23 protein-coding genes are annotated in these 25,298 nt (G+C 48.7%); 11 read left to right on the top strand and 12 right to left on the bottom strand.

Annotated elements, in window-relative coordinates:
• Positions 1 to 263 precede the first annotated feature (263 nt).
• From QL223_RS20780 to QL223_RS20765, 4 genes are all read left to right on the top strand, one after another.
• Positions 264 to 1,355: a PfkB family carbohydrate kinase gene (locus QL223_RS20780; protein ID WP_281545833.1), complete on the top strand. Its 1,092-nt coding sequence runs from the start codon at positions 264 to 266 to the stop codon at positions 1,353 to 1,355.
• A complete protein-coding gene (locus QL223_RS20775) occupies positions 1,349 to 2,263 on the top strand; it encodes a pseudouridine-5'-phosphate glycosidase (protein WP_002539991.1) in 915 nt (304 codons plus the stop codon). Before QL223_RS20780 ends, QL223_RS20775 begins: the two co-directional genes overlap by 7 nt.
• A 287-nt stretch (positions 2,264 to 2,550) precedes the next feature.
• A complete protein-coding gene (locus QL223_RS20770; protein ID WP_002539988.1) occupies positions 2,551 to 3,576 on the top strand; it encodes a GlxA family transcriptional regulator in 1,026 nt (341 codons plus the stop codon).
• A 696-nt stretch (positions 3,577 to 4,272) separates the two neighbouring features.
• On the top strand, positions 4,273 to 4,728 hold the full coding sequence (locus QL223_RS20765) for a GNAT family N-acetyltransferase (protein WP_281545832.1): 456 nt from the start codon (positions 4,273 to 4,275) through the stop codon (positions 4,726 to 4,728).
• A gap of 50 nt (positions 4,729 to 4,778) precedes the next feature.
• On the opposite strand, the gene QL223_RS20760 is transcribed toward QL223_RS20765, so the two are convergent.
• The 3 genes from QL223_RS20760 to QL223_RS20750 form a co-directional block, all read right to left on the bottom strand.
• Entirely contained in the window at positions 4,779 to 5,240 is a 462-nt protein-coding gene (locus QL223_RS20760; protein ID WP_002539983.1) for an Hsp20 family protein, read from the bottom strand.
• A gap of 275 nt (positions 5,241 to 5,515) precedes the next feature.
• On the bottom strand, positions 5,516 to 5,785 hold the full coding sequence (locus QL223_RS20755) for a hypothetical protein (protein ID WP_281545831.1): 270 nt from the start codon (positions 5,783 to 5,785) through the stop codon (positions 5,516 to 5,518).
• A 143-nt stretch (positions 5,786 to 5,928) separates the two neighbouring features.
• Entirely contained in the window at positions 5,929 to 6,708 is a 780-nt protein-coding gene (locus QL223_RS20750) for a helix-turn-helix transcriptional regulator (RefSeq protein WP_046305984.1), read from the bottom strand.
• 98 nt (positions 6,709 to 6,806) lie between these two features.
• Here QL223_RS20750 and QL223_RS20745 point away from each other — a divergent pair, with 98 nt between their 5' ends.
• Entirely contained in the window at positions 6,807 to 7,961 is a 1,155-nt protein-coding gene (locus tag QL223_RS20745; protein ID WP_281545830.1) for a multidrug effflux MFS transporter, read from the top strand.
• A gap of 52 nt (positions 7,962 to 8,013) precedes the next feature.
• Here QL223_RS20745 and QL223_RS20740 read toward each other — a convergent pair whose 3' ends face one another.
• Positions 8,014 to 8,913, bottom strand: a complete 900-nt coding sequence (locus QL223_RS20740; RefSeq protein ID WP_281545829.1) for an AraC family transcriptional regulator — start codon at positions 8,911 to 8,913, stop codon at positions 8,014 to 8,016.
• A 161-nt stretch (positions 8,914 to 9,074) separates the two neighbouring features.
• On the opposite strand from QL223_RS20740, the gene QL223_RS20735 reads away from it, so the two are divergent.
• The 3 genes from QL223_RS20735 (at position 9,075) to QL223_RS20725 (ending at position 10,119) form a co-directional block, all read left to right on the top strand.
• Positions 9,075 to 9,443: a class I SAM-dependent methyltransferase gene (locus tag QL223_RS20735; protein WP_281545828.1), complete on the top strand. Its 369-nt coding sequence runs from the start codon at positions 9,075 to 9,077 to the stop codon at positions 9,441 to 9,443.
• A gap of 96 nt (positions 9,444 to 9,539) precedes the next feature.
• Positions 9,540 to 9,665 (top strand): hypothetical protein, encoded by a 126-nt coding sequence (locus tag QL223_RS20730; protein WP_281545827.1) that lies wholly within the window; start codon positions 9,540 to 9,542, stop codon positions 9,663 to 9,665.
• Positions 9,666 to 9,771: 106 nt separating this feature from the next.
• Positions 9,772 to 10,119, top strand: a complete 348-nt coding sequence (locus QL223_RS20725) for a DUF6404 family protein (RefSeq protein WP_281545826.1) — start codon at positions 9,772 to 9,774, stop codon at positions 10,117 to 10,119.
• A gap of 61 nt (positions 10,120 to 10,180) precedes the next feature.
• On the opposite strand, the gene QL223_RS20720 is transcribed toward QL223_RS20725, so the two are convergent.
• From QL223_RS20720 to QL223_RS20700, 5 genes are all read right to left on the bottom strand, one after another.
• Positions 10,181 to 10,720, bottom strand: a complete 540-nt coding sequence (locus QL223_RS20720; RefSeq protein WP_281545825.1) for an SRPBCC family protein — start codon at positions 10,718 to 10,720, stop codon at positions 10,181 to 10,183.
• Positions 10,721 to 10,904: 184 nt separating this feature from the next.
• The gene (locus tag QL223_RS20715; RefSeq protein ID WP_281545824.1) at positions 10,905 to 11,753 is read right to left on the bottom strand and encodes an ABC transporter permease; all 849 of its coding nucleotides are present in this window, start codon (positions 11,751 to 11,753) and stop codon (positions 10,905 to 10,907) included.
• A gap of 10 nt (positions 11,754 to 11,763) precedes the next feature.
• The gene (locus QL223_RS20710) at positions 11,764 to 13,020 is read right to left on the bottom strand and encodes an ABC transporter permease (RefSeq protein ID WP_251881663.1); all 1,257 of its coding nucleotides are present in this window, start codon (positions 13,018 to 13,020) and stop codon (positions 11,764 to 11,766) included.
• Positions 13,021 to 13,091: 71 nt separating this feature from the next.
• The gene (locus QL223_RS20705) at positions 13,092 to 14,174 is read right to left on the bottom strand and encodes an ABC transporter substrate-binding protein (RefSeq protein WP_165013953.1); all 1,083 of its coding nucleotides are present in this window, start codon (positions 14,172 to 14,174) and stop codon (positions 13,092 to 13,094) included.
• Between the two features lie 149 nt (positions 14,175 to 14,323).
• The gene (locus QL223_RS20700) at positions 14,324 to 15,436 is read right to left on the bottom strand and encodes an ABC transporter ATP-binding protein (protein ID WP_281545823.1); all 1,113 of its coding nucleotides are present in this window, start codon (positions 15,434 to 15,436) and stop codon (positions 14,324 to 14,326) included.
• A gap of 259 nt (positions 15,437 to 15,695) precedes the next feature.
• On the opposite strand from QL223_RS20700, the gene QL223_RS20695 reads away from it, so the two are divergent.
• The 3 genes from QL223_RS20695 to QL223_RS20685 all read left to right on the top strand — a co-directional run bounded on the left by QL223_RS20695 (position 15,696) and on the right by QL223_RS20685 (position 21,211).
• Positions 15,696 to 16,682: an ABC transporter substrate-binding protein gene (locus tag QL223_RS20695; RefSeq protein WP_281545822.1), complete on the top strand. Its 987-nt coding sequence runs from the start codon at positions 15,696 to 15,698 to the stop codon at positions 16,680 to 16,682.
• Positions 16,683 to 16,989: 307 nt separating this feature from the next.
• A complete protein-coding gene (locus tag QL223_RS20690; protein ID WP_281545821.1) occupies positions 16,990 to 18,093 on the top strand; it encodes an efflux RND transporter periplasmic adaptor subunit in 1,104 nt (367 codons plus the stop codon).
• A 10-nt stretch (positions 18,094 to 18,103) separates the two neighbouring features.
• A complete protein-coding gene (locus QL223_RS20685; protein ID WP_281545820.1) occupies positions 18,104 to 21,211 on the top strand; it encodes an efflux RND transporter permease subunit in 3,108 nt (1,035 codons plus the stop codon).
• Positions 21,212 to 21,433: 222 nt separating this feature from the next.
• On the opposite strand, the gene QL223_RS20680 is transcribed toward QL223_RS20685, so the two are convergent.
• From QL223_RS20680 to QL223_RS20670, 3 genes are all read right to left on the bottom strand, one after another.
• Positions 21,434 to 22,483 (bottom strand): WD40 repeat domain-containing protein, encoded by a 1,050-nt coding sequence (locus QL223_RS20680; RefSeq protein WP_281545819.1) that lies wholly within the window; start codon positions 22,481 to 22,483, stop codon positions 21,434 to 21,436.
• The gene (locus tag QL223_RS20675) at positions 22,468 to 23,439 is read right to left on the bottom strand and encodes a GTP-binding protein (RefSeq protein WP_281545818.1); all 972 of its coding nucleotides are present in this window, start codon (positions 23,437 to 23,439) and stop codon (positions 22,468 to 22,470) included. The genes QL223_RS20680 and QL223_RS20675 overlap by 16 nt, the downstream gene beginning before the upstream one ends.
• Before the next feature lie 456 nt (positions 23,440 to 23,895).
• Positions 23,896 to 24,858: a transposase gene (locus tag QL223_RS20670; protein ID WP_281545817.1), complete on the bottom strand. Its 963-nt coding sequence runs from the start codon at positions 24,856 to 24,858 to the stop codon at positions 23,896 to 23,898.
• Between the last annotated feature and the right edge of the window lie 440 nt (positions 24,859 to 25,298).

Below are 25,298 nucleotides of genomic sequence, written 5' to 3'. Positions count from 1 at the left end.
TCAATCACAACTGCCTGTCTACGTACACAGACTTGATCTAAGTGTAGAGCCATTCCACCTCCTTCCTGTTCCCGAATTGAGACCCGAAACAGCGGTAATGCGACGTGCGGGATAGTATGAGCATGGTCAAAACTGGCTGGTTTTTATACAAATTTTTTCTATGCCGTCACACAATGATTAATTGTTGCTCAACAGTAATTGACAGTTTACTCACCTCATTTAAAACTAACATATGTTTAACAACCAAACAGGTGTTAAGTGTCATGACGTCGCGCGAAGATGAAATTCTCCAATTGATCAAAGATGATCCCTTCATCCAGCAACAGAGCATTGCCGACAAGCTTAATATCAGTCGCTCTGCGGTCGCTGTGCATATTATGAACATGACGCGGAAAGGCGTGATTCGCGGAAAAGGCTATATTGTTGACCGTCCACAGTATGTGGTCGTGATTGGCGGCACCAATATGGACATTCTGGGTCAACCGGAAGTAGCCATGGTCGAGCGTGATTCCAACCCCGGAAAAATCACGGGTTCAGCAGGCGGAGTAGGCCGGAACATCTCAGAAAACCTAGCGAGATTAGGCGTCGACACCAAATTGATTTCAGTGGTTGGGGATGATGCCTACGGCAATGTGGTACTGGAAGCTACGCGCAAGGCGGGCGTGGACGTTAAAGCGGTCAGTCAGCTTACCGGACAGACCACATCCACCTATCTTTCTCTACTGGATGCCCATGGAGATATGCTGGCTGCAGTGTCAGACATGTCGATTCTCGATCACCTGAATATTGGGCTACTCGCCCAACATACTGATCTTATCCAACACGCTGCGGCGATTATCATCGATACCAACCTCAACGACGATGTTCTCGCTTACCTGTTTAGTAAGTTTCACGATCAAGTCATCTATTTGGATACGGTGTCGACGGCGAAATCCATCAAAGCCAAACCGTATCTCAAACATATCCACACACTCAAACCGAACCTGTTGGAAGCGGAGACCATTTCTGGTTTACCGCTGAATTCCGATGAGGATATCGACGACATTGCAGACTGGTTCATTCAACAAGGCATCACCCGCTTGTTCCTGAGCCTTGGCGCCGATGGCATCCTCTATCGCTCGGCAGAAGACACCGCCTTAATCCGTCCGTCCAAAGTCAATGTGGTCAATGCCAATGGCGCAGGAGATGCCTTTCTCGCCGGATTGGTGTACGGACAAATGAATAATCTGACTGACGCAGAATCCTGCCGCTTTGCGCTCGGCTGCGCCATGTTAACGATGGAGCACATGCAAACCATCAACCCAACCATTACCGAATTGATGGTGCTACAGCGCCTAGAGGAAGCCTTATGTTAAACCCCTATCTCGACATTCACCCGGACGTTCAGCAAGCCTTGTCAGAAGGCAAACCTGTTGTCGCGTTGGAATCCACCATCATTTCCCACGGTATGCCTTATCCGGAAAATGTGGAAACTGCCCTGCGCGTTGAAAAGGCGGTGCGTGATAACGGGGCAATTCCTGCCACTATCGCGATCCTCAAAGGCCGTTTAAAAGTGGGTCTCAGCGAAGAAGAAATCACGTATCTAGGGCAGCAAGGTCAGTCAGCGATCAAAACCAGTCGTCGCGATATTCCTTTCATTGTCGCGAACAAAGCAGACGGTGCAACCACGGTCGCATCCACGATGATTCTGGCCGATATGGCAGGCATCCGTGTGTTTGCCACGGGGGGCATTGGTGGCGTTCACAGAGGTGCCGAAACCAGTTTTGATATCTCTGCTGACTTGGAAGAATTGGCAGAAACCAAGGTCGCCGTTGTGTGCGCGGGAATTAAGTCCATTCTCGATTTAGGACTGACACTTGAGTATCTCGAAACCAAAGGTGTTCCCGTGATTGGCTATGGCACAGAAACGCTGCCTGCGTTTTATACACGCGAAAGTCAGTTTGGTGTCGACTACCGAATCGACAGTCCTGAGTTGATCGCGGCGGCACTGAAAGCGAAGTGGGAAATGAAACTTAAAGGCGGCGCAGTGATTGCTAACCCTGTACCTGAAGAACATGCTCTGAAGAACGAAGAAATCGATAGCGTCATTGAAGCTGCGATTACAGAAATGGATGCCAAAGGCATAAAAGGTAAGGATTCCACACCATTTTTGTTGGCAAAAGTGGCCGAAAAGACCGCGGGAAACAGCCTAAAAGCCAACATTGCATTGGTACTTAACAATGCAGCACTCGCCGCTAAGATTGCAGTTGCATACAGCGATTAACGCTCACTCTCAATAACACCCTCAAATTTCATTACACCTCTAAACACCTTGAGTGCCGGAAATTCGGCCTCAAGGTGTCCGTTTTTATAAGAAATCTTCGTTCCTTTTGTCTTAAAACAGAGCATTTAGCACATGACATCTGTGTTTCAAATAAATTAATTTTACTTTTTTTTAACATTGTCCTACCCATAGGGGAGAAGCTGCGTTCTGGACTGCGCCAATCTCTAAGAGCTGTAACTAAATTAAACAAGGACGGTTTAAAACAAACCGAGAATGGAGAGGTTCCTATGGGCACAGTATCCTCACTACGCCAAACAGTTAACATCGGTTTCTATCTGTGTGACCGCTTTACCATGCTAGCGATGGCTTCTGCGGTTGAAGTATTGCGCATGGCAAACCAGTTGTCAGGCGAGACCTTGTACCGCTGGCACACACTGAGCGAAGATGGCAAAGCGGTATCAGCCAGTGATTCGCTACAGATAGGTGTCGATGAAGGCATCCCTTCTCAGCAAGCTTTGGACATCGTGATTATTTGTGGTGGCTTAGATATTGAAAAGGCAGCCAATCCAAAGTTGCTGAATTGGCTGGGCTCACTGGACAGAAAGCAAGTGACCATTGGTGCTATCTGTACGGGCAGCTATCTCTTGGCGAAAGCCGGTATCATGCAGAACAAAGCTTGCTCTATCCACTGGGAATACCTCGCTGGATTTCAGGAGGCTTTCCCCACCGTCCGTGTCAGCAACAAACTTTTCTCTCTTGACGAGAAGCGCATGACAAGTGCGGGCGGAACTGCACCGATGGATATGATGCTCAATATGGTCACGAAAGAGCACGGCAACAAACTGAGTGCTGCCATCTCTGAAATGTTCATGTGCGAACGTGTGAGAAATACAGAAGACGTTCAGAAGATACCGTTGAGAAACCTGATCGGCACTGCGCAGCCTAAGTTGCTCGAAACCGTATCCTTAATGGAAGCCAATCTCGAAGAGCCTTTCTGCATCGACGAACTCGCTGGTCTCGTACAGCTCTCGCGTCGTCAACTCGAAAGACTGTTCCAACGACATATTCAGTGTTCGCCTTCACGTTACTATCTGCACCTCAGGCTCAGTCGGGCCAAACAACTTCTGATCCAGACCAATCTCTCGATCATCGAAATCTCGATTGCCTGCGGGTTTGTATCCACACCCCACTTCTCCAAATGCTACAGGGATTACTACGGCATTCCGCCAAGAGAAGAGCGTGTAGGCATGCGCCAAGACCAAGAGCCGACACTCGGCAGTGTCAGCTTAGAGAGCGCACAAATAGCCAGCTAAACGTTGAATATCTTCCAAAACATCAGCCCCGGAATTTTCGGGGCTTTTTTTCTTCGGCAGGATCTGCCATCTCATCTGTTGGAATAAAGTGTTCAATTTTTGTTCAACGTAAATTTCGCAGTACCTGATCTTCTTTTATGTGCCGATAATCTAGACGATCCTGACATTTCGATAAGAAGCGAGACACATAACGAAACCTGTTTCGCCGCATACAAATTTGAGGAAAAAATAAAGCCTGCCGTGTTTAACTACCCCTGCTTAACCCGCGTACTTTTTAAGCAGACGGCTTCATCCCAAGATTACGTTTGTATTAATTCAACGTTACCCAAAGGGTTATCCACCGTTTCTGTGGGTAACTTTCTTCGCGACACGTAATAGATTGAGTTTATGTGATTAAATCCTGACCTCGAAATTTTTGCGATTGAGGACAAAATTTTTCCCCAAACATTCTTTTGTCATCTCAATGACATATAGCCTGCCTAAATCATCGTACAAGAACGGAGTCATGCAGGTACTAGCACACGAGCTAAACGCAGAGGGCATTATTGTGTGTCCGGTACACCCTGGGTGGGTGAAAACCGATATGGGTGGTGAAGAAGCCGATATCACGGTACAAGAAAGCGCGGAGGGTATTGTAAATACTCTCCCAGTCACTGACAATGAAAGACAACGGCAAATTTTTCACTTGGGAAGGTCATGAACACGCTTGGTAATCACATTGAATATCTTTGGCTGAATACAGACTCAGAGCATTATCAACAGGCTTTGAGCCTTCGTTACGCGTTGTTTTTCGAAGAGCCCGGCCTACCCTGGGAAGTGTTGTTCGATGCGGACGAAGAAAATAGCCTTCACCTTGCCGCTGTCTGTGACGGGGAATTGCTGGCTTATGGTCGGCTGACCAAACGGGATGATTCAACCATGCAGATATCACAAATGGTGGTTTCACCGGACCACCAACGCAAAGGGTTGGGAGAATCAATTCTTAGCCGACTGGTTGCCCACGCTAAAAAGCACCTAACGAAGAATATTATTTTAAGTGCACGCCTACATGCAATGCCGCTTTATGAAAAGTTGGGATTTAATAAAATGGGCGACGTGTATACCTCACCAAAAACTGGCATTAAACATATTAAAATGAAATTAGTACTATGAAGGGCTGAATGAATCAGCCCTTTTATTTAACGCAACATCATGAAATTTAATTAAGCAATCACTTCTTCTTTGTTTTCAATAGAAGAAGGTGAACCGCCATTGATTGCAATGGACTTAGCTTTCATTGCTTCAGGAATAACTTTCAGAAGGTTAATCTTCAGCAGACCATTTTCCAGATCTGCACCGGTGACCTCAACATAGTCAGCCAGGTTGAACTTACGTTCGAAAGTACGGTTTGCAATGCCTTGGTACAGGTAGTTTTTACCTTCTACCTTCTCTTTTTCACCACGGATTGTCAGCACTCCACGCTCAACGTTGATGTGAAGCTCTTCTTGAGTGAAGCCAGCAACTGCAAGCGTTATCGCGTACTTGCTGTCTTCAAGCGATTCAATGTTATATGGAGGGTAACCCGCTGCTGCGCTTTCTGCGCGGAACGCGTTATCCAGTAAATTGGCAAAGCGGTCAAAGCCGACGCTATTACGGTATAGTGGGGTCAAGTCGATAGTTTTCATCATATATCCTCCAATGAAGCGATATTAAATTTAGTTAAATGATTTATCCGAGAGGCCGCACGAATATCGCCACAACCTCTACACCACTATATTTGGAGATGGACTAAAACACTTTCAAGGGTAAAAAGAGAAAAAATTTTTATTTTCTTTTAAATCTTTGATTATTAGGTGATGGAGTTTTGAAATGTAGACCATTTGTTAATGGCGAATTCTAACCGCCAATAATTATATATTGGGGCGATATAGAAAAGATTCAAGACATGGGATATAAAAAATTAGTAGCTAATATTTTTGTTGTCGATAAGAAGGTTATCTTCCACGAATGTCTTACGCTCTTTATCGTTACACACACGGTGCATGCAAGTGTTTAGGCACAACGCTTGAACCACTTTCTTTGATTGAGCATTTAAACAGCTAAACTCTGCAGCGCACAATTGACCGTTCATAAACAGGCGCTCAAGTGTTTCTACACTGAATTCAAGCTGCACTTTTTCAACGTGTTGAACTGCGGTGGCTCCTTTGCCTTTAACGTGCTTGCTATCCATTTCCTTCACCCGTCTGAAATTCCTATCACATACCCTGAATTTAGATGATAATGGTTATCATTACAACCCAGAGTAAATTATGGATATGAACGACACGCTGACGGTAACGCTGCATTGAATGAGCAATTTGCACTGTAAATTTATTATTCGGTGGGCTCTCTGAGATAGCGACCCGGAGTGTTGCCTGTCATCTTCCTAAAGAAGCTGATAAATGCGCTGTCGCTGGAAAATTTCAGCGCCGAAGCCACTTCCGACACACTTTCCCCTTCCGACAAGCGCTCGACAGATGCCTGCAACCGCCATTGTTGTCGCCAGGACTGATAAGGCATACCCGTCTCCCGAGTGAAGATGCGACTGATGGTTTTGGCACTGGCACCAATACCCTTTGCCATCTCGACTAAAGGCTCTGGCAGCACATTCCCTGCCATCACTTCCTCAAGCCAAACTTTTAGGCGGCGATCAGAAGGGAGTTTCAAAGCGAAGTGCTCTTCTTGTGCGTCGCCGAACTCCTGACAAAACAGCGAGAAGATGGCTTGCTGATCTTCTTGTGGCATTTCCCATTCCCAGTAAGCCATGCGCTCGATGAGTTCTCTTAGCAGGCCGTTGACAGCGATTATCTTGATGTCTTTAGGAAGGTGCTGGGATATCTGTGCGTCGAAATACAATGACCGATAAGCCACCACATTTCTCATCACTGCGCAGTGAACCGTGCCAGCTGGAATCCAGGCAGCACGGCTTGGCGGCAGCACACACCATAACCCGTTCAGGTTGATGCTCATGCACCCTGAAGAAGCAAACAGAAGCTGATGCTTGTTGTGTTTGTGCATTCCCGAGTCATGACGCCCAATCTGTGCGGCAACGCCAATAATTGGCGCTTCCAACACATCTGCGTTAAATCGGGTTTCTTCAGTTATAACTGCCATCTGTCCTTATTTTGATGCTTTTGGTTCTAATAACGTTAATAGGCCAAGTATATCCGCCTATAGACTCCACGCCATCAAAAACAATTATTGGAGACTTTATGAAAACGCAAACCCCGTCTTTGTGGCTTCTTGGGGCGCTGCTGATGTTTCCCCAAATTGCCGAAACAATTTACAGCCCGGCACTGCCCAATCTAGCTGAAGACTTTGGCGTTTCCTTTGATACGGCATCACTCACGTTATCGGTTTACTTTTCCGCATTTGCGGTTGGCGTGGTGGTGTGGGGAAGGCTTGCCGATACACTGGGACGACGCACAGCGATGCTCATTGGTTTGGCGACTTATGCAATGGGAAGCGTGTTAGCAATGCTTGCGGCCGACTTTCATGTCGTACTTTTAGCCCGAGTAATTTCCGCCTTTGGGGCAGCGACAGGCTCCGTCGTCGGTCAAACCATGTTAAGGGACAGCTACGAAGGCGCTGAATTGGGCAGAGTCTTCTCTATCATGGGAATGGCGACCGCTGTTAGCCCTGTGATTGGACTGATTTTGGGAAGTGTCGTGACCACTTACTCAGGTTACTTGGGCGTATTCACAACATTATTGGGTCTAGCAGTGGTGTTACTGGTTGGGTCTACATTTTCCCTGACAGAAACCAAACCCGTGCATACCCGACGTGTTTCGCTTGCTTCAGTGTGCCGTGCAATGCTGCGCGATGGCTCAATATGGAAGAATGCCGTTTTGGTGGCCGCCTTTAATCTTATGTTGTTCGGCTACTACGCGATTGCACCTTTTACTTTCAAACAACTTGGCCTTAGTTCCATTGAATTTGGGTACACCGGGATTGTGCTGGCGCTGGGATCATTTGCAGGCAGCATGATTAATAAGTCTTTACTCAAACGCGGCTTCGAGACAAATACCTTAGTTTCAGGGTCCAGTGCATTGGCTGTGCTCTGTAGCGCTGGCGTTGGTTCACTACAAGGAAGCTACCTGCTTGTTCTGCCAATGATGGGAATCGTCGTCGCGTACGGCATTGCAATACCCAATATTCTCGGTCAAGCATTGGTTAACTACCGCCAGTATGCTGGCTCTGCCGGTGCGCTGTTTGGGTTGATGTATTACCTCATGCTTGGAGTTTCGTTGGGCATTGCAGGAATATTCCAGAGTCTCGGGGGAACCTTGTTCACCGCTTCCTTGGTTACACTACTATTCGTCTTGCCAACCACGAAAAAACACCAGACATCAGCGACCAACACATAAACAGAAGCCCACGATTACCGTGGGCTTCATCAGTATTAGCGTTCTATCGACATTATCTTATCGCAGTGCAAAAACTGACATCAGCATGATGGGTTTGCATATCAAAGCTGTGGTAAAGCTCAAAGCATGGACGATCATCTGATTCGATGCCCATCTCAATCACTTTACCCATCAGGTCATCCCATGCTTTGGGGTACTGACTAAAGTCCGTGATGTTCTGGCGCATAACCGCATATTCGCCGCCGGGGAAATCTTGAAGCTCTATACCTGCTGGCACTTCAGTCTCATCCGGCACCATTAGGCAGATATCAGTGCGGCACTTTTCGTTCGGGGTAATTTCAGGGTTATCGTGGTAAATGAAAATACAGGTGTTCCCTGCCAAGCCATTCATACCCGCCCATTGATAAAGGCGACCACTCGCTTCTTCATATCCCTGACCATAAGGGCCGGTCACGCGGACATAGGCCAGTTTACTGCGCTCGAAGTGTTGCTTTTCCATTGTCTTGCTCCATGTTGATGTGTCAGAGCCAGTATATGAATCAGTCACTTCCGCTTCGTTTCCAATCTTGCGCAGCGTGTGTCCAATCTTGCTGTTTCGTGCAAGCTCGGAAAATGCCTTGTAGTCTTCACAGTCACGAAAGGCTGTTGGTGTAACGCCAAAATGTTGCTGGAAGGCCTTCGCGAGACTCTGAGAGGACGAAAAACCAAACTCTAGGGCAATGTTGAGCACCGGCTGTTTGTTCTTAAACAACTCATCAGCCGCCGCTTCAAGACGTAGACGCCTGATGAAATCTGCCAGCGTTTCTCCCTGTACCGCCTTAAATGTGCGGTGAAAATGGTAAGGCGAGAGATTTGCCAAAGCAGCGACTTCGGGCAGGTTGAGTGGCTCGTTAAAGTGTTTTTCTAGGTGACGAATGACGGGCAGCAACCGCTTTTGGTAATCAACACGCATGGCTTTTCTCTTCGGACTTATCTACAAACCGAGCCTAAACGATCCGTTCTTTACTTCAACGCTTCCAAGATAAACTTGAGATTCTTCCCATCAAATAGGAAGATTCCTTGTGTTCCTTGACTCCCGTTTTCATCATGACAACGAACCCGGAGGTCAAATAAATGAATCAAAAAGCCAAATGGAATCAGTACTATCAGAAAGTGTCTCCACTGCCACACCGAAAACTGGTGGAAAGAGCAATAAAACTCGATAAAACCGGACATCGCGTTGCTGTTGATTGTGGCTGTGGAAGTGGTGCTGAAACGGCTTATCTTTTGGCTCAGCAGTATGAAGTCCACGCCTTCGATTTCAATGAAGATGCTGTGACGCTAACCCACCAGCGTTGCAAGAATCACCCCAAGCTGAACCTGACGCTTGATTCATTTTCAGAGTTTGAATTTCCCATATCAAGCCTGATCACAGCCAATAACAGTTTGTTCTTCTGCGAAGCTAAAGAGCTCGATGCTGTTTGGAGCCGGATCCGTTCATAACTCATCTCTGGCGGCGTGTTTTGTGGTGATTTCATTGGCCACAATGATACCTGGAACCAGGACACCGGCAGAGCGCTTGCCCCCGTAGATAAAGCCATGTTAGACGATATGTTCCAAGGGTTTGAGATAGTCTTCTTAAAGGAGCGTGACGAGCTAGGAAAAACCGCCATTGGTAACGAGAAACACTGGCATACCTTTACGCTGATCGCGATAAAGCGCTGAAAACTTGCCGTTGGCGAGACGGCGGTCACCAAACCTGCCAATCCTGCTTTAGCCCAATCCCCCTTGGGTTATAGTGAGCGCACTGAGTTGTATATAGTGATTAGTAATGAGTTTCGAGCAACAACTGGACCGTGCACATGAGGTCCTGACTGAGAAAGGCTTTTTGCCATCTTCCGCCAATCCATTGATTTACCGTCTTGCACGTAAATTGGGGTTGAAAGTTCCACCACCGCAGTTCTGTTCCTTCAGCATCAACACGCTGCTCGGTACCCTTTGGTTTGGTACCTTGTGGGGATTAATTATGTGGTTTATGCAGTGGGAATCTCTCGGTGTGTCCCTCAGCTATGCGTTTAACGCATCTCTGGTTACCGGCCTGTTTTTCGGTGTGATGATGTCTGCGTGGTACAAGCTTTCCGCGAAAAGAAAACAGCTTCCTAGCTGGTGCGAAATCTAGATCAGTCTGGTTTGCCGACCACCCTGATTAGGGGGATGGGTGGTCAGCAAACCAGCTATTATTATTTACCTTCCAGTTCTTTCTTCAAGTTTCCTAAACCTGCCTGATACAAGCCAGTGACACCTTTAACTGCCGCTTCATCTGTTAGGTAATCAGGCGGATTACTTTCTGGAAAGCCGCGGTAAAACTCGCCGCTCCAACTCACTTCACTCACATTGTCCCCTTTCGAAACTACTGAGATGGTTGAGCTGTAATGAGTCACTGGCAGCAAATCAACATTGTCTTTAGTGATGCGATATTTCAACGTCATGGCTTTATCGTCTAGATCCGTAAGCTCTTCCGTCAGCGACGCATCATCAACATAGAGTTTCCGCACAGCCCCTACTTCGTTCGGCACGCCCGACACCAGTTCATTCTTGGTGATACCCGGGATCCACGAATCAAGGCCATCAAAGCTGATGACTTTACCCCATACCTGCTTAGCCGGTGCATCAACAGTAACGGTTTCCGTCACCGAAAGCTTTTCCAAACCATCCAACGCCATTACAGGCATCGAGATCACCAGTGCTGCTCCCATAAAGGTTTTCAACGTCTTTATCATTCTTTGCATCCTCTGTTAGCGACACACCATGTAAGCAACATCACCTTGCATAGGTGCCAGATGGAAATGAAATTAGTTGATAAGGCACGTATACGGCTGAAATAAAGATGGGACAACCAAACTATTGCCGCTCCAAAAGAAAACACCCGCTGAGTGCGGGTGTTGGTGTAGCCACGGAGTATGCTTACTCTTCAATGCCCCGCATCTTTGCACTGCGTCGGCGAAGGAATTCCAAGGTTGTCAGCAAAGCGATAGATAACACCACCAACAGGGTTGCAGCGGCCAGTATGGTTGGGCTGATCTCTTCCCGTATTCCCGACCACATCTGAATCGGCAGCGTCGTCTGTTCTGGCCCAGCTATAAAGAGCACCACGACCACTTCATCAAATGATGTGATGAAAGCGAACAGCGCACCGGAGATAACCCCCGGCGTCACCAATGGTAAAACCACCTTGAAGAAAGTCTGAACCGGATTCGCCCCCAAGCTTGCAGAGGCACGGGTCAAGGAATGATCAAAACCACTCAGCGTCGCGGTGACGGTAATCACCACGAACGGAATGCCCAACGCAGTATGCGCCAGGATCACGCCCACATAGGTTTGGGTAAGCTGGAAACGGGAGAAGAAAAAGAACATCGCCGCAGCGGAAATAATCAAAGGCACAATCATTGGCGAGATAAGAATGGCCATGATCGCGTCTTTGTAAGGCATGTAACGGCTGGAAAGCCCAAGCGCCGCAATGGTTCCCAGTACCGTCGCCAACAAGGTGGAAGCAATCGCCACAATCACACTGTTTTTGACCGCCGTTTGCCACGCCTCAGAAGTGAAGAAATCCTCGTACCAGCGAAGCGAATATCCGGCAGGGTCAAAACTCAGCATTTCAGGTGTAAACGTAAAGTACGGTTCGGCATTGAAACTCAAAGGAATGATGACCAACAGGGGGCCAATCAAGAATAGGAAAATCGCCGCACAGATCAGGCGAAACACCACATACCAAACTTTTTCGCCTGTGGTTGAGCATTCAGGTAAAGCCATCTTGTCCTCCTTACCCTAACTTCACGTTGTCGACGCCGATAAGACGGTTGTAAACCCAATACAGCAAGATCACCACAATCAGCAGGATAGAAGCGATCGCCGCTGCCAAACCCCAGTTGAGCGAAGTCTGCATGTGGTAAGCAATGAAGTTGGTGATAAAGGTCCCTGTTTGGCCACCCACCAAGGCTGGTGTGATGTAATAACCAATTGAGAGGATAAACACCAAAATCGAGCCAGCGCCGATACCCGGCAGCGTTTGCGGGAAGTAAACACGGCGGAAAGCCATGGTTTGCGTCGCCCCCATCGAGCGCGCAGCCCGCATATAACTTGGTGAGATAGTTTTCATGACGGAGTAGAGCGGCAGGATCATAAAGGGCAGCAGAATGTGCGTCATCGCCACCAAGGTACCTGTCTGGTTATAGATCATCTGTATTCGGTTTTCGTCATCCAGAATGCCAGCACCCACCATGAGATCATTCAGCACACCTTGTTGCTGCAAAATCGCAATCCAGGTGGCGGTGCGTACCAAAAGTGACGTCCAGAACGGCAGCAGAACCAGAATCATCAAAAGGTTCGCCTGTTTCATTGGCAGGTTCGCCAACAAGTAAGCAACTGGGTAGCCCAAGAGCAGACAAAGGAACGTAATGCTCATACTCATGTAGAGCGTTCGCCAGAACAGGGCATTGTAAATTTGTAGATGTTCAGGCTGGGCAACGATACTGCCGTCATCGCCGTATTTAAGGTCAACCGCATTCAGGTAGTAAGAAAGCGTATAAGGCGACGACTCTCGTTCAATCAGCTGCCAGACCGTAATGTCCATCCAGCGCTTGTCGATTTTTGCCATCGCTTCTTTGTAAGGACCTTCATTAAGGCGTTTGGATTTTCGCGCTGATTTCATGATCAGCGAACGCATACCGGATTTTGCATAGTTCAGGCGCGACGCCACTTTACCGATATTGCGCGCTTCAGCGCCGATTTTCAGGTCTTGCACCAAAGCAGCATAGGTTTCTTCACCGGGCAGCTCTTCGCCATTCCAGTCTTGCAGCGCAGCTTTGGTGTTCGGAAGATAAGTAGAGACTTCGGGGTTTTCGACACTGCGTTGAAGCATGTCAACGATGGGAAAAACAAAAGCCACCAGCAAAAAAATCAGAAGCGGCGATACCAACAAAAATGCCCTGATTTTGTTGCGGCGGATAGAGCGCTGCTGACTGACTCTCAGCGATACTCCATCGGCCGTGGTTATTTCATTGACTGGACTTCCCTGCACCAGACTCTCCCAACTTCAAATAAAAACAAAAACGGCGGGTTTCCTTTCAGAAACCCGCCAATCACTTCAGATTACTTCGCTAACCATGCGTTGAAACGCTGTGCCAGCTCATCACCGTTATCTGCCCAGAACTCATCGTCTTTCGGAATCGCGGTTTGGAAGTTTGGTCCGTAGGTTGGCATGTGTGGTTTCATGTCGATGCCAGTATCAGCATGCGTCGTTACCATCGCTGCTGAAGAGTTACGCGCAGGACCATAAGAGATGTATTTCGCCTGATCGGCAAGACGTTGTGAGTCCGTTGCGAAGCGCAGGTAGTCTTTCACCTTGTCCAGCTTGCCTTTTGGTACAACCCAACCATCCAGCTCGAACACCTGACCGTCCCAGATAATCTCGAACGGTTGCTTCTCGTTGACTGCAGCATTGAAGATACGACCGTTGTAGGCAGAAGCGAACGCCACTTCTTTGTCCGCAAGAAGTTGTGGTGGCTGTGCACCCTCTTCCCACCAAATCACATTGTCTTTGATGGTATCAAGCTTCTTAAATGCGCGCTGTACGCCCTCTTCGGTGCTCAGCACGTCATAGACGTCTTCCGCTGCTACGCCATCTGCAATCAAAGCCCACTCAAGGTTGTTGATCGGTTTTTTCTGCAGCGAACGTTTACCCGGGAAGTTTTTCAGGTCGAACACATCGTCGATTTTGGTAGGCGCTTTATCAAACATCTCTTTGTTGTAAGCCACGATGTTTGAATAAACGATAGACGGAACAAAACACTCACTCAGTGAGCCTGCCAGGAAGTCTTTGGTTGCAGGCGTGCCATCTGGTGCAGCCGCTAACAGGGTATCATGATCAAGTGGCTCAGCCAGACCTTCGTCACACGCAACAATGGCATCAGAAGGCAGGATGTCTACCAAATCCCAAGTTACGTTGCCAGATTCAACCTGTGCGCGCAGACCTGAAAGGCCATTCTGGGATTTATCGATATTGATAACCTTGGTACCGGTTTTTTCAGTCCAAGGTTCGTGGTAAGCCTTAGTTTGACTGGCAGTGTAGGCACCACCCCAAGAAACAACATTCAAGGTTTCATCGGCTACAGCGTGAGTCGCCATGCTTGCAACGCCTGCCAGAATGGCAACATTTAACGCGAGTTTTTTCATTTTCCCTTCTCCTCAAGTCTTTCGCTTGTTTACGTCTGAGCATGAGCAGGAATCAAAATCTGCGCGTCACCACGACAGAAAAACTGCGTTCCTTACTAACCCAAATCAGTTGTCGAGCCCTGCACAAAGCACTTGTGCTAGATGTTTCCTTACGAGGCGTCCAACGCCCTGCAATCTTCTTCCGACCAGCCAATGCGAATGGTATCGCCACGCTGAAGGTTCGGATGTCCTTCCGCATTGGGGGTTTTAATAATGAATTCATCGCTCTCACAGACTGAGACGCGGGTACGCAGGTGATCGCCGAGGTAAATCACTTCCTCTACTTTGGCGTCAAAAATATTGGAAAGCACGCCCTGCTCTGGATTAATCACAATGCGTTCTGGGCGGAGGGAAAGGGTGGATTGTTCGCCAGTCTGGCCGACAGCCACTGGCTTCGCAGTGATGATGTCGCCATTCGGAATTTTGACCTGACAAGCCTGTTCATTCATTGAAATCACATCGCCGCGCAGACGGTTATTCTCACCAATAAACTGCGCAACAAAAGCGTTAACCGGGCGTTCATAAAGCTCTTCTGGCGTCGCTAACTGTTGCACCACACCGTCGTTAAACACGGCAATGCGGTCTGACATCGTCAGCGCTTCTGACTGATCGTGAGTCACGTAAATCATGGTCACGCCGAGATCTTCCTGAATGTGTTTGATCTCGTACTGCATTTCTTCACGGAGGTTTTTGTCCAGTGCGCCCAGTGGTTCATCCATCAACACCAGTTCTGGTTCAAACACCAATGCACGGGCAACCGCAACACGTTGCTGCTGACCACCGGAAAGATGCGCCGGACGGCGATGACCAAAATCAGATAAACGCACCATATCCAATGCGCGCTTTACCTTTTTTTCGATTTCAGATTTGGACAGGTTTCTGACTTGCAAAGGAAATGCGAGGTTCTCTTCCACTGTCATGTGGGGGAAAAGTGCATAGTTTTGGAACACCAGTCCTATACCACGTTTGTGTGGCGGCAGCTTTTTGATCGGATTGCCATTCAGGTAGATTTCACCATGAGTAGGCTGCTCGAAGCCCGCCATCATCATTAAAACGGTTGATTTACCTGAACCTGAAGGCCCGAGCAAGGTGATAAACTCACCTTGCTCAATATCCATTTCAAATCCTTTGACCACCAAGGTTCTTCCGTCGTAGCTTTTTTGTACATTATCAAAGCGCACAAAAGGCATACCGGAATTCCCATCACTCCCACTCTGCTGCATAAATTACGCATTCCTTTACATCACTAATCATTTAGAGCCTATAACAGGGTTTTAACATTGATCAAAAAGCGACCGCGCGAGTGAGAGACTGATCATGAGCGCGTCTTGATTCTGTGAAACATTGCACTTACTTCATGCTCATAGAAATGATGCAAAAGTCACGAATATCACTATCTTTCAGACATCGTTTTCAACACTTTTGATAAATTGGAAACCACTATTAAAAGACGTCCTATCGTCACAAATGGAGTCGCTCTCTATGCAATCCCGCTACTTACCTTTTGCCCTTCTGGCGCTTTCCCCCTTTGCTTCTGCTGATGAGTGTGGTGATGTCACCATTGCTGATATGAACTGGAATTCCGCGACCCTGATGGCGCATGTGGATCAGTTCATTTTGGAAAATGGATATGGCTGTAACGCCGAACTGGTTCCTGGCGATACCATGCCAACCGGCGTATCGATGACGGAAAAAGGCGAACCTGATATCGCGCCGGAGTTTTGGAGTAACTCCCACAAAGAGATGCTGCAAAAAGGCGTTGATGCGAAGAAACTTCGCTTTGCTGGCCCTGCGTTTGCAGAAGGCGGTGAAGAAGGCTTCTGGGTACCGAAATACATGGTCGACAAAAACCCAGAGCTGGCAACGATTGAGGGCATCAAGGCCAACGCCAAGCTCTTCCCTCATCCTGAAGATGACTCCAAGTCAGGCTTTATGACCTGCCCTGCTGGTTGGACATGCCAGATCACTGCAGGTCACCTGTTTGATGCCCTTGGCCTTGAAGAAGCCGGCTTTGAAATGATTGACCCAGGTTCAGGCGCTGCGCTGGCAGGTTCAATTGCCCGCGCAAATGATCGCGAGAACGCATGGTTTGGTTACTACTGGTCACCAACACCAGTTCTGGGTCGCTATGACATGGTGAAAGTCGATTTCGGTGTGCCGGCAGATTCCGCGCACTACGAAAGCTGCATTACTCAAGCTGACTGTACCGATCCGAAAGTGACGGCTTACCCGCCTTCAGCTGTGAACACCATCACCACAGAAAGCTTTGCGACGGAGTCACCCGCAGCATACGAATACATCAGCAATCGCGCTTACTCGAATACTGATATGAGCGCCATGATGGCGTGGATGGAAGAAAATCAGGCAGACGGCGAAATCGCTGCGTTTGAATTCCTCGAATCCTACCCGCAAGTTTGGACCCAATGGGTACCTGCAGACGTGGCTGAGAAAGTCAAAGCCGCGATGTAACCACTCATTCATTATCTCAAAGGGAGGCATTCGCCTCCCTTTTCTATTCTTCTGATTTTATTTTTAAGAACTTCACTCTGTCCCAACTTATAAACACGGCAGCCCGTCAGGTTGCATAATACTTTCCGCATTCGTCGCTGTTTAAAGTGAGTCTGCATGAAGCGGTACGCTGTTCACCAAAAGGTTTCCGGCATCTCAAACATGCCAATGCACGCGCTTCTTCCTCTCCTTTCGCCAGTTTTGGCGACGCTACCTTTTTTCGCTGAAACAACGCCAAACCGCAACATGTCGCCGGGGAGATCCACGCATGAGTAAATGGTTTATTGGAATGGTGGTTATCGCGGTTCTAGCCTTTGGCACCGTGATTGGCTTTAACCTCTTTGTGAATAAAAAGATTGAAACCACACTGGCTAACCTACCCGAACCGGTTTATCCGGTCACAGTTGAAAAGCTCACGCCAACGGTTTGGCCACAAGGGATCAAAGCCATCGGCTTTATCGAGCCCAACCAAGGCGTCTCTGTCTCAAATGAAGTGGCGGGCATTGTCACCGCCATCAATTTCGAAAATGGTGCCAACGTGGAAAGTGGCACTGTGCTGGTGAGCCTTGATTCATCGGTTCAGAAAGCACAGCTCAAAGCGCAGCAAGTGCAACTGCCTTCCGTTCGGGATGACTACAACCGACTGCGCAAACTCTATCAGGAACGTTCTGTCTCGGAACAAAGCGTCGAGGCGGCACAATCCAAGTACGAAGCCATGCAGGCAAATATTGAGAGCCTGCAGGCGACCATTAATCAGCGGGAAATCAAAGCGCCATTCAACGGTGTACTCGGCATTCGCAATATCAATCTGGGTCAGTATGTTTCTGCTGGCACAGACATTGTCCGGCTCGACGATCTCTCTGTCATGCGGGTTCGTTTCAGCGTGCCGCAGGCAGAGATTGGCAAGCTTTCCGTTGGACAAGCCATTTCCCTAACCGTCGAAGCGTTTCCAGGTCGTGAATACAAAGGGAAGATCAACGCAATTCAGCCTGTGGTCAGTGACAAAACTGGTCTGGTGATGGTGCAGGCAGAGTTGCCCAACGAAGACAAAACCCTGCGCGGTGGGATGTTCGCCGCAGTGAATGTTGCACTGTCAGATTTGGACAATCAGGTGGTTGTGCCGCAAACCTCCATTGTCTTCGCCCTCTACGGGAACTCTGTTTTTGTCGCAGAGAAGAAAGACGATGAAACCCGCGTCAGGCAGGTCACGGTTGACGTGCTGCAACGGGATGGCAACTTCGCCTTGGTCAAAGGGGATTTGAAGTTTGATGAACAAGTGGTGACGACCGGCATTTTGAACCTCGGCAACAATACCAAGGTAAATATCGTCGACAACCCGATTTCGACACCAGACAGCATGCCGCAACTGTGAGGAACAGATCATGAGCTTCACAGACATATTCATCCATCGCCCCGTCATGGCAGCATCATTAAGTGTTCTGCTGCTCTTACTTGGCCTCAACGCCATGAAAGATTTGCAGGTTCGGCAATACCCGGATATGACCAATACGGTGATCACCGTTACCACGCCCTATCCCGGCGCCGATGCTGAACTGGTGGAAGGCTTTATCACCCAGCCCCTTGAACAAGCCTTGTCGCAGGTGGATAACCTCGACTTTATGACCTCTGCGAGCCAACTCGGATCGTCAAGCATTACCCTGAACATGATGCTGAACACCAATCCGGAGGCGGCGCTGGCAAACGTGCTTTCGCAGATAAATTCCGTTACCAACCAGTTACCCAAAGAGGCCTATAACCCTTCTGTTACCTCTTCGACAGGCTCCACGACCTCCATCATGTATATCTCGTTTTTCAGTGGAGACCTGAATTCCAGCCAGATCGCCGACTATCTCGAGCGGGTGGTCAATCCACAGCTTTCCACCGTCAATGGCGTTTCCAATATCGCCATGATGGGCGGCTCGCCGTTTGCCCTGCGCATCTGGCCTGATCCGGAGAAGCTGGGGCAGTACGATCTCTCGACCTCTGAGCTAGTTGGAATACTGCAACAGAACAACTACCAGTCCGCGGTTGGTCAATTCAAAAGCTACTTCACCGTGCTCAACAGCACCATTGATAGTCAGGTCGACACGGTTGAAGGCCTGAAGAATCTGGTGATCAAAAGCTACAAGGGTCAGGTGGTGCAGCTTCGCGATGTGGCAGAAGTGAACCTCAGCAAGAGCAGTGACAGCTCCCGTGCCCTCGCCAATGGCCGTGAAGCGGTGATCATCGGCATCAATGCCACACCAACCGCGAATCCATTGGATGTGGCGGCAGGCATTCGCGTGCTGTTCGAATCCATTCAGAAAAACCTGCCTTCGACCATCGAAGCCAGTGTGCTTTACGATTCCACCTTGGCGATTACTGACTCCATCAATGAAGTGGTCAAAACCATTGCTGAAGCCGCCGTCATCGTTATCGTGGTGATACTCCTGTTCCTTGGCTCTTTCCGCGCGGTAGTGATCCCTATTGTCACCATTCCGCTGTCACTGATTGGCGTCATGGTCGTGATGCAAGCCTTTGGCTTCACCTTAAACCTGATGACTCTGCTCGCCATGGTATTGGCGATTGGCTTGGTGGTAGATGACGCTATCGTGGTGGTGGAAAACGTCGACCGTCATATCAAGATGGGCACCAAGCCTTTTAAAGCCGCCATTGAAGCCACGCGGGAAATTGCGGTTCCGGTTATCTCAATGACGATCACTCTGGCAGCGGTTTACGCGCCCATCGCCTTGATGGGCGGCGTGACAGGCTCGCTGTTCAAAGAGTTCGCGTTAACGCTGGCAGGCTCGGTGTTTATCTCAGGATTTGTCGCACTCACTCTGTCACCCATGATGTGCTCGAAGATGCTCAAACCACACACTCATCCGAGTAAGTTTGAAGAAACCGTTGAACGGGTACTCGGTGGCCTCACCAAGCGGTATCACCATGCGCTTCTTGCCGTGCTTGACCACAAACGCGTCGTCGTCATCTTTGCCATTGTGGTGTTTGCTTCGCTGCCGGTGATATTCAAATTCATTCCTTCACAGCTCGCGCCGGATGAAGATCAAGGTGTGGTGGTGGTGATTGGCAGCACGCCTTCCACCTCCAACAATGACTACATTCAGGCCAACATGGAGCTGATTTCCAACATCATCGCCAAGCAACCGCAGGCCGAGGCATCACTGGCGATGATTGGCGTACCGACGAGTAGCCAGGGCATCGCGATTGGCCCATTGATTCCCTGGACAGAGCGGACGCTCAGCCAGAAAGAAGTCTCAGCTAATATCAACGCAGAGGCGAAGAAACTCCCCGGCATTAATGCGACGGCTTACCAAATGCCCTCGTTACCCGGCGCGTCTGGCGGCTTGCCAATCCAGTTTGTGATCACCAGCCCCGCAGATTTCGAAACCCTTTATGCGGTCGGCAACAAGATTCTGGAGAAAGCCAAAGCCAGCCCGTTGTTTGTGTATACCGACGTGAACCTGAAATACGATTCCGGCTTGGTGCAGCTCAAAATCGACCGAGAAGCGGCAGGCGCGTATGGCGTGACCATGCAGGCGATTGGCGCAACACTCGGCACCATGATGAGCGGCGGCTACATCAACCGCGTCAACATTGATGGCCGCTCCTATGAAGTGATTCCCGAAGTGGAGCGGGTCTACCGGGCTAACCCTCATCTGATTTCGCAGTTCTATGTTAATGCACAGAATGGGGCAGCAATACCGCTGTCGAGCCTCGTCAGTTTTTCGGTGAACGGTCAGGCGAAATCGCTGCCTCACTACAACCAGATGAACTCGATTTCTATTGATGCTGTGCCTGCGCCGAATGTTGCCATGGGAGACGCCATTGCCTTCTTTGAACAGTTAGCCACCACCGACTTACCGCAAGGCTACACCTACTCGTTTATGGGAGAAGCCCGCCAGTTTGTGGAAGAAGGTAGCTCGCTCTACCTGACCTTCGCCCTAGCGTTAGCAATCATCTTCCTTGTACTCGCCAGTCAGTTTGAAAGTGTGCGCGATCCACTTGTGATTATGTTTACCGTGCCGCTTGCCATCAGCGGTGCACTTATCGCGCTTGGGTGGACACATATCTCTGGCGAAACCTCAATGAATATCTACTCTCAGGTAGGCTTGATCACACTAGTAGGGCTGATCACCAAGCATGGGATTTTGATGTGTGAAGTGGCGAAAGAAGAGCAAGTGATGAAAGGTGTTTCCAAACAAGAAGCGATCGTCGAAGCTGCTACCGTCCGCCTCCGCCCGATTCTAATGACCACCTCCGCCATGATAGCCGGCTTGATTCCCCTGCTGTTTGCAACAGGCGCAGGTGCGGCGTCCCGCTACAACATCGGCTTAGTGATAGTGGCAGGGCTGGCAGTCGGCACCCTGTTTACACTGTTCGTGCTCCCTGTGGTTTATACCTACATTTCAGGCGGCCACAGATACCATGAAGGAGAGCTTGATGAAGATGTGGATGAGGTAAACGAGGAGCAGGCTTATCCTAGCCAGTAGAGCTTGGGTTAGATAGAGAAAAAGCAGGGGATTCCCTGCTTTTTCTCTTTGGGTGAACACCCTTAAACATGTCTTCGGATCTGCCTTTAAGAGACGTGGGAAAGCAGCAATGGTTATTTGCAAAATCTATCGCTCAGGCAAGCCAACCAACATTGCTTACGCTCAATCAACCTCTAGTTCAATTTCGCAATGAACATTAATCTCCAGCCAATCGCTATTGATTCACAACGAAGCCCAAACAACACAACCTGCAGCGTCTCCTATCAGCATGTGGGAACAAGAACAAGTAAGAGCAATCACCGTTACCTCAGCGCCAGTTGGGCGCCGGAGTATGACAGCTTCATCGCTCTCATCTAGTTCACAGAGAAAAACAGCACCGTCTCGATAACCCGCTAACACAGCATTATCGCTAGAAAAAGCGCGTACACACGTTACCACCTGCTCACCACGACGACCGATACATACAGGAGCGCGCCTCAGTGGGCCATCCTTCCCATCAAACGGCCAACAAATCACTTCATCCGCACCAGAAGTAGCAAGGTATGGTGTCTCACCCATCCAGCTATAGCTCTTCACTTTCTTGGGATATCCCGACATTTCAAGGTCGGCTCCGTCCGTCAAGCGCCATATGTGAACAGCATTTTCTTGCATCAGTGTGATGAGGAAACGTCCATCCGGGCTGAAGTCAACGGCACCATGAACACCCTTCCAGGGTAAGAGCAAAGACGTCCACTGACCGTTTTTTTGCTCCCATAGAGTAACGCCGCCATAGTGAGTCACTGCCATTTGTTTACTACGTTCATCGAAGGCAATCCCACCGACAGTGCTTGGGTGCTCCAGCAATATAGGTGAGGACTTTTCATCAAACCAAAGATAAACCGTTCGACCTGATGAGCAAGCGAATAAACCCTGCGCCGCCCCAACACAATCCACCCATTTGGTACCAAACGTCGCGATTTCAACTATGTTGCCATCGGGTGTTACCCGCAAAAAGCGTCCGTCGTCACCACCGCTCAGTACGCTTTCCCCATCAGTAGTGAGACAGAGGACGACACTCTCGTGAGCTTGAACTAGAACCGGCTCATCGTCGAATCCAAAGAAAGCAATTTCTCCGCTACCAAACCCAGCAGCGACTCCTTGACCAAACGAAACGGCTCCAGTCACCGATGCCCCCATCTTTAGGCTAATGCCTCGGCTCTCAAGGTAAGTTTCCTCAGCTTCATGCCCAAGAGACGACCCACCCAACGCACTTAGGGCTATTTTATCTTGCATGCTTCAAATCCTTCCTTCAGTTCCATGCTGTTTAGGTTTCGCCCAATAAACACCATTCTGGAACTGCGGGGCTTGCCTTCAGGCCAAGCCCCCATCATGGAACCATCCATCAGCATGTGTACTCCTTGGAATACATACCGTTGTTCTTGCCCTGCAAAGTCGAGAATGCCTTTTGAACGCAAGATGTCCTGTCCATGCAATTGTAAAAGCCGACCAAACCATCTTTCGAATTTTTCAAGATCAAGGGGAGTATCAGTTGTGAAAGAAAGGCTAGTCACATCATTATCGTGCTCATGAGCATGCCCCGACTCTAAAAAATCCGGTTCGAACTCCATCACTCGTTCGAGGCTGAAAGCTTCCAATCCAATAATTTCGTTTAGAGGGGCGTCGCATCGGGCTGTTCGAATGATTCTTGCAGAGGGATTGCTTTTGCGAATACGCGCTTCAACTTTCTCAACGTCACCTGCTTCAGCAAGATCAGTCTTGTTAAGCAAGATAACGTCAGCGAAGGCAATTTGCTCGTCAGCTTCATGATGTTCAGCTAATTGCGAATTAAGGTGAACAGCATCTGCCACCGTTACAACGGCATCTAACCTCGTTCGTTCAGCGACGTCTTGGTCAACAAAGAATGTTTGAATCACGGGAGCGGGGTCTGCTAGACCTGTCGTCTCAACAATGATCGCATCAAACTGACCAGCGCGCTTTATCAACCCACTTAGGATACGGATGAGGTCGCCACGGACCGTACAACATATACAGCCGTTATTCATCTCAAAGACTTCTTCATCAGCATCAACAACCAAATCGTTATCAATGCCTTCTTCACCGAATTCGTTAACGATGACGGCATAGCGATATCCATGCTTTTCGGTAAGGATTCGATTCAATAGCGTTGTTTTCCCCGCACCAAGAAATCCAGTTAACACGGTGACAGGAACTTGTTCTGTTCGGTTCATCGTTTTTCGCCCTAGAAATTTAAACAACCAATGACGAGGATGAGATATCTCAGCGATTTTTAACTCGCTACTTTCCTCATAGTAATTTGAAGTAAATGAAACGTTATAACATTACACCACTAGGAAATTTCTAGGTATCTACGATCTGATACACCCTTTATTTTGCTACACAGAGCGTTCAAAGGGGTCTTTTCTATCCGGGGAAAGTTCATACTAAAACGATCAATCGCAGCCCAAAGCTAATGATGAGAGACTATATGAGGACAGGCATAACAATAGAAATATGGGCAAATATGTTTCTCCCATTCGGTAAACCACAAATTTAGGCAGCTATTTACGAAATTAAGCCTTAGCTTTGGAGCCTTAACGGAGTTTGGCTAGATTTATCTCGGTCTTGGGCAGCAGAAACATCAGGCACAGGCCTGATTGTTTGAGGACAGAATTGAGAGAGGACGATTAGCTGTCAGGTAAGCGCACTCCTGACACTCTTTGGCGCTGAAGAAGCGGTAATGCTGCTTTTATGGCGTTGTCCGTCCCCACCATATTGCCAGCTTCGATGTTTGAGGTTGTTCTCAGCCAAAGAGATGTTTCAATCCCTAGGCGTTCCAGTAACGGCGGTAACTTAGTATCTATCTGGCCACGCTTATCATCACGAACTTGCCTACCCGTCCAGTCAACCAACTCCAGATAGTCCAATAACCGAAAAGGAATGCCTTCTGGTTGGTCTTTACGCGGATATCCCGCGAATACATGTAAGCCTTCAGCATTAACCTGGTTATTTCTCAGTGCTTCGATTCGTGCTTTGACCGACGTGTACTCAGAGGATTCAGGCGAATCGGCGATATCTGCTCGTATCGGGTTGAGGTCAACATAGGCCATCGCGGCAGCTAGCGCCTTTTCATCCAACAATGCCTGGCTCTTAAAACGCCCTTCCCAGAAGTGCCCGGTGCACTGGTCTTCACGGTTTGCTTCTGCCGCAATATATTGATTCAAAAGCCGCATAAACCAACTGATGGAGGTCAAGCGTTCTCGCCACGTTTCAATGAGTTCCAGACATCGTTCATTTTCTGCTTCAGACATTTCTTCGCCACGCATAAAGCGTTGTATCCGCACAGGGCCTTGATGAAACGACAACCACCGCTCAGCCACCTCTAATGGTGATAACACCTTGGCACTCTCTATGTTGATATGGAGAACGACATGGTAATGGTTGCTCATAATGGCGTAGGCGCACACATCGATACAGAAGGCCTTTGATAATGAGAGTAGGCGTTTCTCTATCCATCCTCGACGGTGCTCAAAGCACTTTCCCTGTGCGTTATCAAAGCCGCAAAGAAATGAACGACGAACGCAGCGAGACACACAGTGATAGTAAGGTGTGGCATCAACATTAATGAGTGAGGCGCGAGCGGTTGTCATAGTGAATTCGAGTACTTATTGTCTTCATTGAATTCACTTACACTAACTTAGCTGGCCCATCCCTGCTGGATAAATGAACAGGTATGAGGCAACGTGCAAGTATGCATGAAACTGATAATTCAAGCATTTTCTAAAAGTGTCTGTCCTTCCAAGACTGTTCCAAGACTTACTTGGAACGATCCTGCTCTGGCTGCGTTATAAGTTGCTGGGTATCAAACGATGCCTTTGTGGAGGCTTGAGCCGTATGCAGTGAAAGTTGCACGTACGGTTCTTAGGGAGACGGCACTTGGCAACAAGTGTCGTCCACCCGACAATACCTTCTCAGGACCAAACCCCATCCTAACCTTCCCCTTCGAAAGGGGTGCGTTAAAAGTGCCTGTCCTGCCAACAGCCGTTTGCAGCCTTCGATATCACCCTGTTCAATGAACTTGCAGTTGACG

The sequence above is a fragment of the Grimontia sp. SpTr1 genome (genome assembly GCF_947387585.1).
Classification (GTDB): Bacteria; Pseudomonadota; Gammaproteobacteria; order Enterobacterales; family Vibrionaceae; genus Enterovibrio; species Enterovibrio indicus.
Note: the sequence above shows the minus strand (reverse complement) of the source record. Positions and strands in the feature narration are given on the sequence as shown.